Origin of the sequence: Mesorhizobium album (genome assembly GCF_033977205.1) — a bacterium.
Lineage (GTDB): Bacteria > Pseudomonadota > Alphaproteobacteria > Rhizobiales > Rhizobiaceae > Mesorhizobium > Mesorhizobium album.
This window is the reverse complement of the sequence record NZ_JAVIIW010000029.1, coordinates 1-13,926: the sequence shown is the minus strand read 5'-3', so window position 1 is coordinate 13,926 and position 13,926 is coordinate 1. Positions and strand designations below refer to the sequence as shown.

General features: G+C 62.9%; 13 protein-coding genes and 2 pseudogenes. 11 read left to right on the top strand and 4 right to left on the bottom strand.

Translation table 11 applies throughout. The annotated features are described in order from the left end of the window. Nucleotides 1-5: 5 nt before the first annotated feature. Nucleotides 6-1,760: a pilus assembly protein TadG-related protein gene (locus tag RFN28_RS22545; RefSeq protein WP_320289430.1), complete on the bottom strand. Its 1,755-nt coding sequence runs from the start codon at nucleotides 1,758-1,760 to the stop codon at nucleotides 6-8. Beyond that, a complete protein-coding gene (locus tag RFN28_RS22540; RefSeq protein WP_320289429.1) occupies nucleotides 1,760-2,206 on the bottom strand; it encodes a TadE/TadG family type IV pilus assembly protein in 447 nt (148 codons plus the stop codon). Before RFN28_RS22540 ends, RFN28_RS22545 begins: the two co-directional genes overlap by 1 nt. A gap of 291 nt (nucleotides 2,207-2,497) precedes the next feature. On the opposite strand from RFN28_RS22540, the gene RFN28_RS22535 reads away from it, so the two are divergent. The 4 genes from RFN28_RS22535 (at nucleotide 2,498) to RFN28_RS22520 (ending at nucleotide 7,923) form a co-directional block, all read left to right on the top strand. After that, the gene (locus RFN28_RS22535) at nucleotides 2,498-4,090 is read left to right on the top strand and encodes a peptide ABC transporter substrate-binding protein (protein WP_320289428.1); all 1,593 of its coding nucleotides are present in this window, start codon (nucleotides 2,498-2,500) and stop codon (nucleotides 4,088-4,090) included. A gap of 174 nt (nucleotides 4,091-4,264) precedes the next feature. Further along, the gene (locus RFN28_RS22530; protein WP_320289427.1) at nucleotides 4,265-5,188 is read left to right on the top strand and encodes an ABC transporter permease subunit; all 924 of its coding nucleotides are present in this window, start codon (nucleotides 4,265-4,267) and stop codon (nucleotides 5,186-5,188) included. Then, nucleotides 5,181-6,305, top strand: coding sequence for an ABC transporter permease (locus RFN28_RS22525; RefSeq protein ID WP_320289426.1), 1,125 nt, complete (start codon nucleotides 5,181-5,183; stop codon nucleotides 6,303-6,305). Before RFN28_RS22530 ends, RFN28_RS22525 begins: the two co-directional genes overlap by 8 nt. Before the next feature lies 1 nt (nucleotide 6,306). Then, nucleotides 6,307-7,923 (top strand): ABC transporter ATP-binding protein, encoded by a 1,617-nt coding sequence (locus RFN28_RS22520; protein WP_320289425.1) that lies wholly within the window; start codon nucleotides 6,307-6,309, stop codon nucleotides 7,921-7,923. A 24-nt stretch (nucleotides 7,924-7,947) separates the two neighbouring features. Here RFN28_RS22520 and RFN28_RS22515 read toward each other — a convergent pair whose 3' ends face one another. Together RFN28_RS22515 and RFN28_RS22510 are read right to left on the bottom strand one after the other, a co-directional pair. Then, nucleotides 7,948-8,283: a hypothetical protein gene (locus RFN28_RS22515; protein ID WP_320289424.1), complete on the bottom strand. Its 336-nt coding sequence runs from the start codon at nucleotides 8,281-8,283 to the stop codon at nucleotides 7,948-7,950. Between the two features lie 460 nt (nucleotides 8,284-8,743). Beyond that, a pseudogene (locus tag RFN28_RS22510) lies at nucleotides 8,744-9,010 on the bottom strand (CopG family transcriptional regulator); the annotation flags it as partial. Nucleotides 9,011-9,374: 364 nt separating this feature from the next. Between RFN28_RS22510 and RFN28_RS22505 the strand changes: the two are divergent. From RFN28_RS22505 to RFN28_RS22475, 7 genes and pseudogenes are all read left to right on the top strand, one after another. Then, nucleotides 9,375-9,833 (top strand): helix-turn-helix domain-containing protein, encoded by a 459-nt coding sequence (locus RFN28_RS22505; protein WP_320289423.1) that lies wholly within the window; start codon nucleotides 9,375-9,377, stop codon nucleotides 9,831-9,833. A gap of 54 nt (nucleotides 9,834-9,887) precedes the next feature. Then, nucleotides 9,888-10,217: a hypothetical protein gene (locus tag RFN28_RS22500; protein ID WP_320289422.1), complete on the top strand. Its 330-nt coding sequence runs from the start codon at nucleotides 9,888-9,890 to the stop codon at nucleotides 10,215-10,217. Between the two features lie 49 nt (nucleotides 10,218-10,266). Beyond that, the gene (gene tnpA, locus RFN28_RS22495; protein WP_320289421.1) at nucleotides 10,267-10,707 is read left to right on the top strand and encodes an IS66-like element accessory protein TnpA; all 441 of its coding nucleotides are present in this window, start codon (nucleotides 10,267-10,269) and stop codon (nucleotides 10,705-10,707) included. A 26-nt stretch (nucleotides 10,708-10,733) separates the two neighbouring features. Continuing rightward, nucleotides 10,734-10,853 (top strand): annotated as a pseudogene (gene tnpB, locus RFN28_RS22490) (IS66 family insertion sequence element accessory protein TnpB); the annotation flags it as partial. 227 nt (nucleotides 10,854-11,080) lie between these two features. Continuing rightward, complete coding sequence (tnpB, locus tag RFN28_RS22485; protein WP_320289420.1) at nucleotides 11,081-11,269, top strand: IS66 family insertion sequence element accessory protein TnpB; 189 nt, start codon at nucleotides 11,081-11,083, stop codon at nucleotides 11,267-11,269. A 69-nt stretch (nucleotides 11,270-11,338) separates the two neighbouring features. Then, entirely contained in the window at nucleotides 11,339-12,865 is a 1,527-nt protein-coding gene (gene tnpC / locus RFN28_RS22480) for an IS66 family transposase (protein WP_320289419.1), read from the top strand. Nucleotides 12,866-12,931: 66 nt separating this feature from the next. After that, complete coding sequence (locus tag RFN28_RS22475; RefSeq protein ID WP_320289418.1) at nucleotides 12,932-13,267, top strand: hypothetical protein; 336 nt, start codon at nucleotides 12,932-12,934, stop codon at nucleotides 13,265-13,267. The last annotated feature ends 659 nt before the right edge of the window (nucleotides 13,268-13,926 follow it).

The window sequence follows — 13,926 nt, the reverse complement described above, 5'->3', positions numbered from 1 at the left end:
GCCGGCTATTGCACCAGCACCGAGCGCCCGCAGACCGCGCCGGTCACGCGCACATCGGCTTCGCCGACATGCACGCCAAGCGCTGCAAGCACGTTGTGGACGAGGTCGTCGACCGGCGCGGTCACACCGTTGAGCAGTGTCGTCACCGCCGGCTTCACCGTGCTGAGCAGGGTGGTCACATCGAGACCGAGGCCGAGCGCGTTGACCGTCAGCGACAGGTTGTTGACGAGCGAGGTGGTGAGCGACTGCGTCAGGTTCTTCGTCGACACGGTCTTGATCGCCTTGTTAGCGATATCGGTGGAGCTGAAGGTGAGGTTCGTGGGCGCCATGTTGGTGACCGAGAAGGCCGAGGAGCCAGTCACCTGCAGCAGCGGAACGAGCAGCAGCTTTAGGTCCGCGATGTCGGCATTAGAGAAGGACTGCGGCTGCGTGAAGTCGGCAAAGCCGCTGGCGTTGCTGTTTGCAAGATGCGCCTCGACGACACCGGGCTGCGCGGCGATCGAGACCTTGATGCTGGAGGGGCCGGTCGCGCAGCTTATGTCGGTCAGCTTCGCCTCGGCATAGGCAACCTCGACATTGAGCGGCAGGTTGACGGCGAGCAGCTTGATGCCGCCGCCTAGGTTCGGTGTGCCGACGGTCACGCTGGCATTGAGCTTGATGCGCGTCTGCGCGGTGCGCACAACCGTGCCCAATTCTCCGACCGCCAGCCACGGCGAGTTCTGCATCGGCTCGCCGATAGCGATCTGGAGCGTCGTCGATGTCAGCCCGGGTATTGTCGCCCCGAGATTGACCGAGACCTGGTTCGTGCCGTTGGCGAGCGCCGCGGCCGCGCTCAGCATGCTCATGGCGCTTGCATCGACCGAAAGCCCGGCGGGCTTCTGTCCGAGGCCGAGGCTGCCCACCGAGCCGAGATCGACGAGATGGCTGAGCGGGATCTTGACCGTATTGGTGGCGCTGGACGCCATGGTCTGCAGCGCGAGCTTGGCTGTCCGGTCGAGCCCGGGCACGTTGGCCATGGCGGTGGCGATCTGCCCGACGGTCGCCTTCGAGGCGAGCACGTCGGAATAGGTCGCGGCGGTCAGATGCAGTTGCGTCGCCAACGCATCGGTGAAGGAAAGCACATCGACATCAGCCGAGATCAGCGAATTGTAGTCCATTACGCTTAGCGAGATGTTGCCGCCGAGAAGGCTGCCGAGCAGCGCGTTGAGAATGCCGCCATTGACGCTGGCGAGCCGCGAGCCGACCGAGAACGCCGCTTCGGGCTGGGCGCTGGCGGTGGCGGCCGTGCCGATCACCGGCGGCGCCATCATAGAGGCGGCGAAATAGAGCGTGCCCTGTTTCTTCAGCGACACCTGGACGGCGTTATAGGGCAGCTTGCCTGCCTCGAAGCGGCTGCCGGCCGCGATCGAGCTGACCCCGGAATAGCGCCCGGGCACGACCTGCACGACGGCTTTGGTGGCGGTTGGCGCGATGGTCGTGCCCTGCTGCTCGACGGCCACAGAGGTAATTCCGTTGTCGCTCAGCGTCGTCAGCACCGCTTGCTGGGCATTGTTGATGTTGGCGGCGGCGGTGATCGCGGCGAGGTCGACGATCGACTGCGCGGCGCGGCGCTCGTTGTAGAGCGAGCCTTCATCGACTGCGAATGCGGTCAGCGCCAGCGCCACCGGTGTGCACAGCGCCGTCATGACCGCAAAGTTGCCGCGCCGGTCGGCGATCAGCCGTCGGATTACGCCGATCAGTCCCCCTGCGCGATCGCGCATCATATGCCTCCGACCCTGATCGTCGTTTGACGCTGGATCGTGGTGCCCGGCAGCGGCAGTTTCGGAAAAAGGTTCCAGATCGGCAGGTTGCGCGCGTCATAGCTGACGGAGACGACGAACTGGCTGCCGTCGACGGCGCTGTCCTGCGCGTTGACCGTCAGCTTGTTGGGATCGACGAAAGCATAGCCCGCGACATCGTGCGCAATGAAATCGGTGACCAGCGCCTGCCGCTCCGTCTGGTTGAGACCGGCAATTGCCGTTCGTGCCGCATCGGCGGCGATCTGCTGCACCGAGTGGCTGGCGCCGAAATAGATTCCATATGCAACCATGCCGAGCAGAAGCAGGATGAATACCGGCGCCAGCATGGCGAATTCGACCGCCGACGTGCCGGCGGCGTCAGCCTGAAAACGAGACCACGGAACAAGCAATTTTCGGTTCTTCAGCATGGCGCGGAGAATGCCAAAGGCCGCCTGCAAAAACAGAAAACGGCTGGAGCAACCGAAAGGTGCATTAAGTTGAAAGGGCGATTAAGCATTAGATTTCGCTGTTTTAGCAACGTGATGCTCACTCAACGTCAAGCAGCGGGTAGTTGAAATAAGATTTCGCTCTGTCTAGTCTCGCCGCCACCAAGCTGCCGGAAGGGACCGGCGGCACGCTCAAAAGGAGCCCGTCGAACGGTTCCGGGGCGTCAACACTCATAGACGTGGTTGAGGGGCCGCGTCCAAAGGGAGAACTTCATGCTGAAAAATCTGCTGAAGGCGACTGTGTTCGCCACCACCATGGCCTTGGCCGCCGGCACCTTCTACACGCCGGCCTTCGCCGAGACCGTCTACAACCGCGGCGCCGCCGCCGAGGCGGAGACGGTCGATCCGCACAAGACGTCGACGGTCTACGAAGCCGATATTATACGAGACCTGTTCCAGGGCCTCGTCATGCATGACCAGAAGACGAACCTCATTCCGGGCGCCGCCGAAAGCTGGACGGTATCCGACGACGGCACTGTCTACACCTTCAAGCTGCGCAAGGACGGCCTCTGGTCGGATGGCAGCCCGGTGACGGCGGACGACTTCGTCTATTCGTTCCACCGGCTGGAAGATCCGGCCACCGCTGCCGAATACGCCTCGATGCTCTATCCGGTGAAGGGCGCCGAGGACTTCAACACCAAGAAGGGCAAGGCCGAGGATATGGGCGTGAAGGCGATCGACGCCAACACGCTGCAAGTCACGCTGAAGGCGCCGACGCCCTACTTCCTGGAGATGCTGACCCACCAGGCGACCTATCCGGTCAACAAGGCTTCCATTGACAAGCTCGGCGCCGACTGGATCAAGCCCGGCAAGCTGGTCTCCAACGGCGCCTATACGCTGGCGGAGTGGGTTCCCAACGACCACATGAAATTGGTCAAGAACCCGAAGTTCTGGGACGCCGCGAGCGTCAAGCTCGACACCGTCAACTACATCCCGACCGAGGATCGCTCGTCGGCGATGAAGCGCTTCGAGGCCGGCGAACTCGACAGCTATGGTGACCTGCCGACTGAACAGCTCGCCGATCTCAAAGCCAAATTCGGCGACCAGGTCCGTGTCGGGCCCTATCTCGGCACCTACTACTACGCGATCAAGACCGACAAGGCCCCGTGGGACAATGTCGAGCTGCGCAACGCCATCTCGATGGCGATCGATCGCGACTTCCTCGCCGAGAAGGTCTGGCAGAACTCGATGCTGCCCGGCTATTCGATGGTGCCTCCGGGCATCGAGGGCTACACGCCGGCACTGGCCAAATACGCCGACATGTCGCAGATCGACCGCGAGGATGCGGCCAAGAAGATCCTGGAAAAGCTGGGCTATACACCCGAGCATCCGTTGAAGATGGAGATCCGCTACAACACCTCGGAGAACCATAAGAACACGGCGGTCGCCATCCAGGAACAGCTGAAGCCGCTTGGCATCGAGGTGACGCTGCTCAACACCGACACCAAGACCCACTATGGCTTCCTCGAGCGGAAGGGCAACTACGATGTCGCCCGCGCCGCCTGGATCGCCGACTATAAGGATCCGGAGACCTTCCTCGGCATCTCGCGCAAGGCGAGCGGCAACAACTACTCGAACTACAACAGCCCGGCCTATGAGGCTGCCATGGACAAGGCTGCCGCCGCCGGCGGCAAGCCTGAGGAGCGCATGAAGGACCTCGCCGAGGCCGAGCGCATCCTCGTCGACGATGTCGGCGAGATCCCGCTTCTCTACTACAGCTACCACGACATCGTGTCCTCGAAGCTGCATGGATTCGACGACAATGTGATGGACATTCATCCGTCCCGCTTCATCTCCAAGGACTGACAAGAAACCTTGGCCGTGCCGCCGCTCTCTTTTTGGGAGCGGCGGTCGCGGTCTGTCGTCGTGCCGGGCCGAAAGTCGGATTGGATTTTCGGCAATCCCGGTGCGAAGATCAGAGATGCCAGCGCGCCACGATCTCGTCTGGAGAGCTGTCGCCCTGGCTGAAGCGGGGCGCCGATGCTGCGTTATGTCTTCCGGCGGCTATTGACCGCCATCCCGACGCTATTCGTCATCGTGACGGTGGCGTTCTTCCTGATCCGTGTCGCACCTGGCGGCCCGTTCAACCAGGAGCGGGGCTTGAGCCCCGAGATCAGGGCCAATCTCGAAGCCCAGTTCGGCCTCAACGATCCGCTCTGGCTGCAATATGTCCACTATCTCGGCAATCTTTTGCGCGGCAGTTTCGGCCCGAGCTACAACCTGCCGGACTTCACTGTCACCGAACTCTTCGCCAAGGGCCTGCCGATCTCTGTGCAGATCGGTTCGTCGGCGCTGGTGCTGGCCCTGTTGCTGGGCTCGATCCTCGGCACGATCGCGGCGCTCAACCAGAACAAGATAGCCGACTATTCGGTGATTGCCCTCGCCACCGCCGGCAGCACCATCCCCACCTTCGTCACCGCGCCGGTGATCCAGCTCGTCTTCGGGCTTTCCTGGAAGCTGTTGCCGATCGGCGGCTGGGGTGACGGCGCCTTAATCAACAAGGTCGGACCCGTGCTGACGCTCGCCTTGCCGCAGATCGCCATCGTCGCCCGCCTGATGCGCGGTTCGATGATCGAGAGCCTGCGTTCGCACCATATCCGCACCGCCCGCGCGCTCGGCCTCTCCGACTGGTCGGTTGTGGTCAAGCACGCGCTGCGCGGCGCCGTGCTGCCGATCGTCTCCTTCACCGGTCCGGCGGCGGCGGCACTCCTCACCGGCTCGATCATCGTCGAGACGATCTTCTCCATTCCGGGCGTCGGCCGCTACTTCGTCGATGCCGCCCTCAATCGCGACTACACGCTGGTGATGGGCACCGTGGTGGTGATCGCGCTCTTCACCATCGTCTTCAACCTGATCGTCGACCTCCTCTACGCGGTCGTTGACCCGAGGGTGCGCTATGACTGAGCTTGCCGTCGCCGTTCCCGAGCCGATCGTCGGCCGCTCGCTCTGGGGCAATGCCTGGGCGCGGCTCAAACGCAACCGCGCCGCCATGCTCAGCCTCTACTATCTGGCCTTCATTGCCCTCATCAGCGTGTTCGGCCCGATGGTCGTGCCGCATGAATACACGACCATCTACGGCGACTATGTGCGCACGCCGCCGAGCCTCTCGGCATACCCGAAGCCTGACATGATCCAGACCGCGCTCACCGACGCCATCAAGCGTATGCGTGTCGACATCAAGGAATGGCATCAGGACGGCAGCCGCATCATCGTCACCGTCACCTCGGCCAAGCCGGTCGACGACCGCAACATCCGCTATCTCGACCGCTCCGACGCCTTCGACGACACAAGGATCGAGAGCAAGTCGCCCGACGGGCGCGAAGTCACGATGAGCTCGGCCGTCAGGCAGCAGTATTTCTTCTTCGGCACCGACAACACCGGGCGCGACCTGTTCTCGCGCACGCTGATGGCAGGGCGCATTTCACTGGCGATCGGGCTGCTTGCCGGTGTCGTCGCCGGCGTCATCGGCGTCATCTACGGCGCGACGGCAGGCTTTGCCGGCGGCCGCGTCGACGAGGTGATGATGCGCATCGTCGACGTGCTCTATTCGCTGCCCTTCATCTTCTTCGTCATCATGCTGGTGGTGTTCTTCGGCCGCAACTTCGTGCTGATGTTCCTGGCGGTGGGCGCGGTGCTGTGGCTCGACATGGCGCGCATCGTGCGCGGCCAGGCGCTGTCGATCCGCAGGCAGGAATATGTCCAGGCGGCAGAGGCGATGGGCGTCGGCCAGCGCGGCATCCTCGTGCGCCATGTCATCCCCAACCTGCTAGGGCCGGTGGTGATCTACATGACGCTGCTGGTGCCGCAGGTGATCATCCTGGAGAGTTTTCTTTCCTTCCTCGGCCTTGGCGTGCAGGAGCCGATGACCAGCTGGGGCGTGCTGATCTCGGTCGGCGCCAAGAACATCGGCTACGCCAACTGGCTGCTCTTGTTCCCCGCCTTCTTCCTCGTCTCGACGCTGTTTGCGCTGAACTTCGTTGGCGACGGCCTGCGCGACGCGCTCGACCCCAAGGATCGCTGACATGGCTTCCGAAACGATCCTCAGCGTCACGGACCTGCGCGTCCGCTTCCAGACCCTCGACGGCACCGTCGAGGCGGTGAAGGGCATCAACATCAAGGTCAATGCCGGCGAGACGGTCGCCGTCGTCGGCGAATCCGGCTCCGGCAAGAGCCAGACAATGATGGCGGCGATGAGCCTGCTCTCTACCAATGGTGAAGCGACGGGCGCGGTCGACTATCGCGGCAGCAATCTCCTCACCATGACCAAGAGCGAGCTCAACAAGGTTCGCGGCCGCAAGATCAGCATGATCTTCCAGGAGCCGATGACCTCGCTCGATCCGCTCTACACGATCGGCAACCAGCTCATCGAGCCGATCCGTCGGCATCGCGGCCTGAGCGCCCCGGCGGCGCGCGAAGAAGCGCTGAAGCTCTTGAGGCTGGTGCGCATCCCCGATCCCGAACGGCGGATGAAATCCTATCCGCACGAGATGTCGGGCGGTCAGCGCCAGCGCGTCATGATCGCCATGGCTTTGGCCAACGATCCCGACATTCTGATCGCCGACGAACCGACAACGGCGCTCGACGTCACCATTCAGGCGCAGATCCTGATGCTGCTCGCCGACCTGCAGCGCAAGCTCGGTATGGCCATCGTTTTCATCACCCACGACCTCGGCATCGTGCGCCGTTTCGCCGACCGTGTCTATGTCATGCGCCAAGGCGAGGTGGTGGAGGAGGGCGATGCCGAGGCGCTCTTTGCCAACCCGCAGCATGCCTATACCAAGATGCTGCTCGCGGCCGAGCCGACCGGCACCAAGGCGGCGCCGCCCGCGAGTTCTCAGGTGCTGCTCGAAGGCCGCAATGTCGAAGTGGTATTCAAGATCGGCGGCGGCTTCCTCGGCGGCGAGCCGCTGATGCTGCGCGCCGTCGACAAGATCTCGATCCGGCTGAAGCGCAACCAGACGATCGGCATCGTCGGCGAGTCCGGTTCCGGCAAGTCGACGCTCGGCCGCGCGCTGCTCAGACTGCTGCCCAGCGACGGCGTCATCCGCTTCGGCGAGCGCGACATTTCCGAGGCCGATCGCCAGGCAATGCGGCCGCTCAGGCGCGAATTGCAGCTCGTCTTCCAGGATCCGTTCGGCTCGCTGTCGCCGCGCATGACGGTCGGCCAGATCATCACCGAGGGGCTTTTGGTGCATGAGCCTTCGCTGACGGGCAAGCAGCGCGACCATCGCGCTGTCGAGGCGCTGCGCGAGGTCGGCCTCGACCCCAATGCACGCAACCGCTACCCGCATGAATTCTCCGGCGGCCAGCGCCAGCGCATCGCGATCGCCCGCGCCATGATCCTGAAGCCGAAAGTAGTGGTGCTTGACGAGCCGACCTCGGCGCTCGACCGCTCGGTGCAGAAGCAGATCGTCGAGCTATTACGCAAGCTGCAGGCCGACAACGAGCTGTCCTATCTCTTCATCAGCCACGATCTCGCGGTGGTGCGCGCCATGGCCGACTACATCATCGTCATGAAGCAGGGAAAGATCGTTGAGGAAGGGCCGACCGAGGAGATCTTCGACAATCCGCGCGAAGCCTACACGCAGACGCTGATGAACGCGGCGATCGATACGACCAGGTTCCGCATCAGCGCTTGAAACTCGCCGCCGCTTGGCGGCGGCCTATTGCGAGGATGGGCACCTTTGCTTTCGCGCCGCGATGATCGCCTGCTGCTGTTGCTGCAGCTTCTCGATCCTGGCCGTGTCGCGATTGGCCACCACGCTCTTGACGCGCTCACCGCCCAGCAGCCAGCTCGGCACGCTGGTGCTGGCGACCTTGCCGCGGGCGATCGCAGTTCGCGAAATATCGGTGGCGATGTCGCCGAGCGCACTGTTGAGCTCGGCGCAGGTCATCTTGTCGTATGTCCCTGCATCGATCGATGCGACGGTCGACGAGCAGCCTGCTGCGAGAAACAGCATCGCTGTCAGCGGCAAAATAGTCGTCGGCGTGAATTTCATATTTTCACCTGGTCTCGCCGTCCCAATCGCCCTCTTTCAGTCAGGGCAGGACGCCATTAGGCCAAGATAAGGGCTCTCCGTCGAGCACAATGATCGGCAACAGCTGTTCAGGCCTATCGTTCGGTGCCGGACGTTCACGCTCGGCGGGGGCGATAAGCACCCAAACGCTTGTTTTTTCTGGTCGCAGCGGTCCATGTCGCATACCGGCTCCTTGGTAAGTGATTGGTTGTCATACGCGATCGCGTATATCCTGCATTTATACGCAAACCCGTATATTGGCGCGTCATGTGCGTGAAGATCCCGGCCGCGTCTCCACGATCATAGAAGGTGGTACCGGGAACTTTCGCCGCCAACCTTGACGCCGGCATCGTCAAGCGCAGGTTACCACTGGCGGGCGAGCGGCAGAGGAAGATGTCTGGCACCCGTGGAGCTCGCCTTCGGCCGAGGCGCGAAAAAGAGCCTACATCCCGGCTGCGGGCGGCGTTCCCTTGTCGTCGACTGGATCGATATCCTCCGATATCTCCTGCCGCAGTTTCGGTCCCTTGGCCAAACGCCTGCCCAAGGCCGCGACGAAAGCCTCATAGCGTTCGGCCGCCTTGGCGCGAGCCGCCTGGGCCGTAGGTTCCGGCAAAGCTGGCGTGGTCGCGAGCCAGAACCGCACGAACACCGCCAGCGTTTCGACCGCGATGCCGATATCGCGCTCCTGCCGGGCGAGGCGGCGTTCCACGTGCATCCCGACGAGAACGAGTGGGATCCACCGGAAGTTTGGCAAAGCATCGTCGCAGCATGTCGCTATGACGCTGGCGGGAGCCTCCGAACGATAGACCTTCTGCCCGTCGTGGTTGGCGGGGAAGATCAGTCTCCAGGATCCGGAAAAGCCAGATTGGTTCCAGTCGCCGCCACCGGAAATGTGGCACGAGACATTCTCGACGGTTTCGCAATCCGCTCTCGGACTTTTGACACCGCAATTGAGATTTCCGGATATTCCGGCACCATCGTTGTGCCGCCTGCACGCAAATTTCGCTGACGATTGACACAAAAACCAGGTCTGTCTGCAACGGCGAGAATAAGTTCGTGGAGCATCGAGAGCATTGTCGGAGCCGAAACGCTCGAGCCCTTTCCGAGCAGCGCCAAAGCCCAAGTTCGGGCGCGACCCTCATCCCGCCGATCTTCATGTCGGCAGGCAGATCGCGACGGTTCGCGTGCAGTCGAACGTATCGCAGGCGCAGCTTGCCCGATCGATTGGTATCAGCTGCCAGCAGCTCCAAAAATACGAGAATGCGAAGAACCGCGTGAGTGCGTCCATGATCTACGAGATCGGCAAGTCGCTTGGTGTCCCCGCCAGCCGCTTCTTTGAAGGCCTTTCGCAGAATGGTGAGAGCGGCACACATCCGCTTGTCGATGAGCGCATTGACTTCATTGCTAGTGCAGAAGGTCGGCACTTAATCGAGCGTCTGGTTCAACTACCCCCGCGGGTCCGCGCCCGCGTGTCTGCCCTTATCGCCGCAATCAGGGAAGAATTGAGCGTCCCCCAACGAGACGGCGAGTGAACGCGTGGCTCCGTCCGCTTTGCGCCTGATTTCGGTCATCGGAAAATCGGCCGCATGCGCGCCTTGGCTAGCTATCGGACTTTCCCGCATCGATCATCGCCTTTCTGGCTCTCCCATGAGGGCGAAGGCGGGCTTGCCTCTCTCCCGCTCGACGCCGAGCAATTCGAGGTCGCTTACGGTATAGCTTTTGGTCTTAAGCTATGCCGTCGAGTCGCCGCTGCGATATTTGCTACCAAGGCGCTTCGACGCTATGCCCTCAAGCCCCGCCAGGTCGACCAGGTAGAAGATCGCATTGGCCTCGCCGCCCGGCATGGTCTTGCTGAACTGGATGCGGGTGTTGGGCTGGATCGTAAGCGGTGTTTTGGGGCCACCTTTCGAGAGTGATCGCGATCTGTGAAGTTGCCGGTCCTGTATTGGGATCGGAGATAGGCTTGTGTCTGGACTTGACCTTACGCTTGACCCTGAGCGGCAGCCTCGGCGTTTTGAGGTGATCAACGGTGCTGGCGGCCGGCGTCACTGGTCGATGGATGATAAGGCGCGGATCGTCGCCGAGACGCTGGAACCGAACGCAATCATTTCCGAAGTCGCCCGGCGTTATGGTCTCAGGCCGCAGCAGGTGTTTGCCTGGCGGCGCGAAGCGCGCAAACAGGCCGCTTCGGTGCAGCAGGAATCCCCGGCCTTCGTGCCGGCGGTGGTGACTGCGCCGCCTCCGGAACCCGCGCCGAAGCGTCCAGCACAGCCGCGGAAGCGGAAAGCGACCCGCGACGCTGGCGTGATCGAGCTTGAGATCGACGGCATCGCCATGCGGGTCGGCCGCGGCGCCGATGCCAAGACGGTTGCGGCGGTCATCCGTGCGCTGAAGGCAACGTCGTGATCGGGCCGACGGGCGCCGTCAAGGTCATGGTGGCGACAAAGCCGGTGGACTTCCGCAAGGGGGCGGAGGGGCTGGCTGCGTTGGTGCGCGAGACGATGGGTGCCGATCCGTTCAGCGGTGCAGTCTATGTCTTCCGCGCGAAACGGACCCAACACGCGACATTCTGCATACAGTCTTCGAAGCGCGACGATTGCGTATCCGTGGCATCCTCTTTTTGGACGAACGCTTCAGGTCGCACCGTTCCGACGCGGCAAGGATTTGAAGTGCATCTACACGGAGGAACGGCGGGGGTTTAGTCGTGAGGTGCCCAATTGGATGTTCGACGACAGTTACTGTGCCGGCATGGCGCTTGGGCCGCCGCAGATCAGCATTGATGGGCTCAACGGATCGGATCAAGCTGATCTTCTGGGACGGCAGCGGCGTCTGCCTCTATGCGAAGCGGCTGGAGGATGGCGAGTTCCGCTGGCCGAAAGTGCAGGATGGCGTGATGCGGCTGACGGCCGCTCAGTTGTCGGCGCTGCATGAAGCCCGCCGGACGCTCGCTCCGGCGCAGGCGGGTTGATCCGCGACCAAGTGAATCAGCCTCGATTCCGCTGTCGCCCGGAACTGGCGAATATGGTCTGATCCGATCATGGCGATGACGGCGGACCAGCTTCCCGACGATCCGGATGTGCTGAAGGCGATGGTCCTGGCGCGCGATGTCGAGAATGCTCGCCTGACCCAGATCATCAAGGAATTGCAGCGTCACCGCTTCGGCCGCCGGGCCGAGAGCCTGCCCGAAGATCAACTGCTCCTTGGCCTCGAGGAGGCCGAGCAGATCGAGGCGGCAGGCGAGGAAGAGGCCGAACGTGCCGATCCTGCCGCGCGCCGGGAGCGCACCGCAAAGCGGCGGGCGAACCGGGGTGCGCTGCCGCCGCATCTGCCGCGCATCGAGATGGTCGTCGACATCGAGGACCATGCCTGCCCATGCTGCCGCAACGGACTTCATCGGATCGGCGAAGACGTCAGCGAACGGCTCGACATCCTGCCGGCGCAACTGCGCGTGATCGTCGTGCGGCGGCCCAAATATGCGTGTCGCGCCTGCGAGGACGTGGTCGTGCAGGCTCCGGCGCCCGCCCGGCTGATCGAAGGCGGTCTGCCGACCGAAGCGACGGTCGCCCAGGTTCTGGTCTCCAAATATGCCGATCACCTGCCGCTTTATCGCCAGGCGCAGATCTACGCCCGGCAGGGCATCAGCCTAGATCGCTCCACGCTCGCCGACTGGGTCGGCCGCGCCGCCTGGCATCTGCGCCCGGTCCACGAGCGGCTGCTGGAGAAGCTGAAAGCCTCGCCCAAGCTCTTTGCCGACGAGACCACGGCGCCGGTGCTCGACCCCGGCCGTGGCAAGACCAAGACCGGCCAGCTCTGGGCCTACGCCCGCGATGACCGACCATGGGACGGGAGCGACCCGCCGGGCGTCGCCTATGTCTATGCGCCGGACCGCAAGGCGGAGCGACCGATCGCTCATCTGGCGGGCTTTGCCGGAATCCTGCAGGTCGACGGATATGGTGGCTATCGGGTGCTCGCCGACAAGAGCGGCGCAACGCTTGCCTTCTGCTGGGCACACGTGCGCCGGCGCTTCTACGAACTCGCCGCAGCCGGTCCGGCGCCGATCGCGAGCGAGGCGCTCCGGCGCATCGCAGAGCTCTATCGCGTCGAGGACGACATCCGCGGCCAGCCGGCAGACGCACGTCGTGCCGTGCGCCAGGAAAGGAGCCGGCCGATCCTGGCTGAGCTCGAGCCGTGGCTGCGCGAGAAGCTCGGCCTGATCAGTCAGAAGACCAAGCTCGCCGAGGCAATCCGCTACGCGCTCTCCCGATCGGAAGGACTCTCGCGCTTCCTCGACGACGGACGCATCGAGATCGACTCCAATACCGTCGAGCGGTCAATCCGCCCAATCGCGCTCAACCGCAAGAACGCCCTCTTCGCGGGCTCTGACGGCGGCGCCGAGCACTGGGCGGTGATCGCTTCGCTTATCGAGACCTGCAAGCTGAACGGCGTCGAACCTCAGGCCTATCTGGTCGACGTCATCAGCCGCATCGTCCAGGGCCATCTTCAAAGCGAAATCGATCAGCTGCTACCTTGGGCCAATCGACCCAATCTCGCAGCCATGGCCTGAGTAAAGCGCGCGCCGTCCGAAGCCTTGTGATAGTCTATAAACTCTTCCGAGTTGGTGGACCACGCTGTGAATAGTTACGCCGATATCGATCCGCAGATTGAGCACTGGGCCAAGGCCCACTCGCTGATACTCAACACTTCACCTTGGGATGGCCGCGCATCGCGATCCGTCTGGCTGTCCAGCAACGCCGGAGAGTGCTTTCAAATCTGGATCGAGCCGCCCGCCGATGGTGTAGTTTGGCTACACGCCGCAGGCGTTGAAAGCCGTCTCGATGACAGACCTCCTCATGACTGGGCAGTGCCGGTCGAGAAGGTCGGTGCCGCGCTGGACAGTGCCTACGAACTCGTACTCGAATGGATGCGTCCATCGACGCACTATCATCCGCCCCGCGCATCGACCTGAAAGGGCTCTCCGCCCCAAAAAGGAATGCAATCTTGGTGCGGCAGATCGCAAGGATACGCCTCGGCTAGATCCCACAGCCGTGGTCTGAGAACAGCGCTTACGGTCATTCCAAGCGATGACGCAATCTTCGATCTGAGGGTGGTTCCATCAAAAATACAGCCCGGCTTGCGGGTAGTCGTAACAGCTGCAGGCCGGGCTGGCCGTGAGGCCCCGGCGCTGTATTCTCGCGTCCGGTGGCCGTAGGCCAACTCAGTGCCATCGCTCCTCGAACAGCGCAGAGCAGTCAAGTTCATCCTGGAACTGGGCCTCGGGATCGAACAGAAGGCATGAAGCGTAAGATCGGAGTGTCTTGAGTCTCGTGGTCTTTTCGAGCCTAGCTTGGCGTTCATCGTCGGCGGGTAGCCTGCGAGGCGGTGTTTTGGTTCGCTCGGCAAGAGATTGCATCGTGGGGCGCGCTCCTCGGATAAATTGCACCACAGGTGTGGTCCGGTGTCACCATCTGTTGTGATGAGGCCGGGTTCGCGTGAAATTGATCACGTAATGAAACCTCATCTCTCCCTGAAAGCCTCCGAGCCCACCTTGGCGAGCGGCGAAAGCAGGTAATCGATCACGCGGCGGCTGTCGGTTTTGATTTCCACGGTCACCGTCATGCCCGAAGT

Bases quoted from the DNA above. Each gene is read 5' to 3' on its own strand.
- RFN28_RS22545 (WP_320289430.1), bottom strand. From the start codon at position 1,760: ATGCGCGATCGCGCAGGGGGACTGATCGGCGTAATCCGACGGCTGATC.
- RFN28_RS22540 (WP_320289429.1), bottom strand. From the start codon at position 2,206: ATGCTGAAGAACCGAAAATTGCTTGTTCCGTGGTCTCGTTTTCAGGCT.
- RFN28_RS22535 (WP_320289428.1), top strand. From the start codon at position 2,498: ATGCTGAAAAATCTGCTGAAGGCGACTGTGTTCGCCACCACCATGGCC.
- RFN28_RS22530 (WP_320289427.1), top strand. From the start codon at position 4,265: ATGCTGCGTTATGTCTTCCGGCGGCTATTGACCGCCATCCCGACGCTA.
- RFN28_RS22525 (WP_320289426.1), top strand. From the start codon at position 5,181: ATGACTGAGCTTGCCGTCGCCGTTCCCGAGCCGATCGTCGGCCGCTCG.
- RFN28_RS22520 (WP_320289425.1), top strand. From the start codon at position 6,307: ATGGCTTCCGAAACGATCCTCAGCGTCACGGACCTGCGCGTCCGCTTC.
- RFN28_RS22515 (WP_320289424.1), bottom strand. From the start codon at position 8,283: ATGAAATTCACGCCGACGACTATTTTGCCGCTGACAGCGATGCTGTTT.
- RFN28_RS22500 (WP_320289422.1), top strand. From the start codon at position 9,888: ATGCGCGCCTTGGCTAGCTATCGGACTTTCCCGCATCGATCATCGCCT.
- tnpB (WP_320289420.1), top strand. From the start codon at position 11,081: ATGGGCTCAACGGATCGGATCAAGCTGATCTTCTGGGACGGCAGCGGC.
- tnpC (WP_320289419.1), top strand. From the start codon at position 11,339: ATGGCGATGACGGCGGACCAGCTTCCCGACGATCCGGATGTGCTGAAG.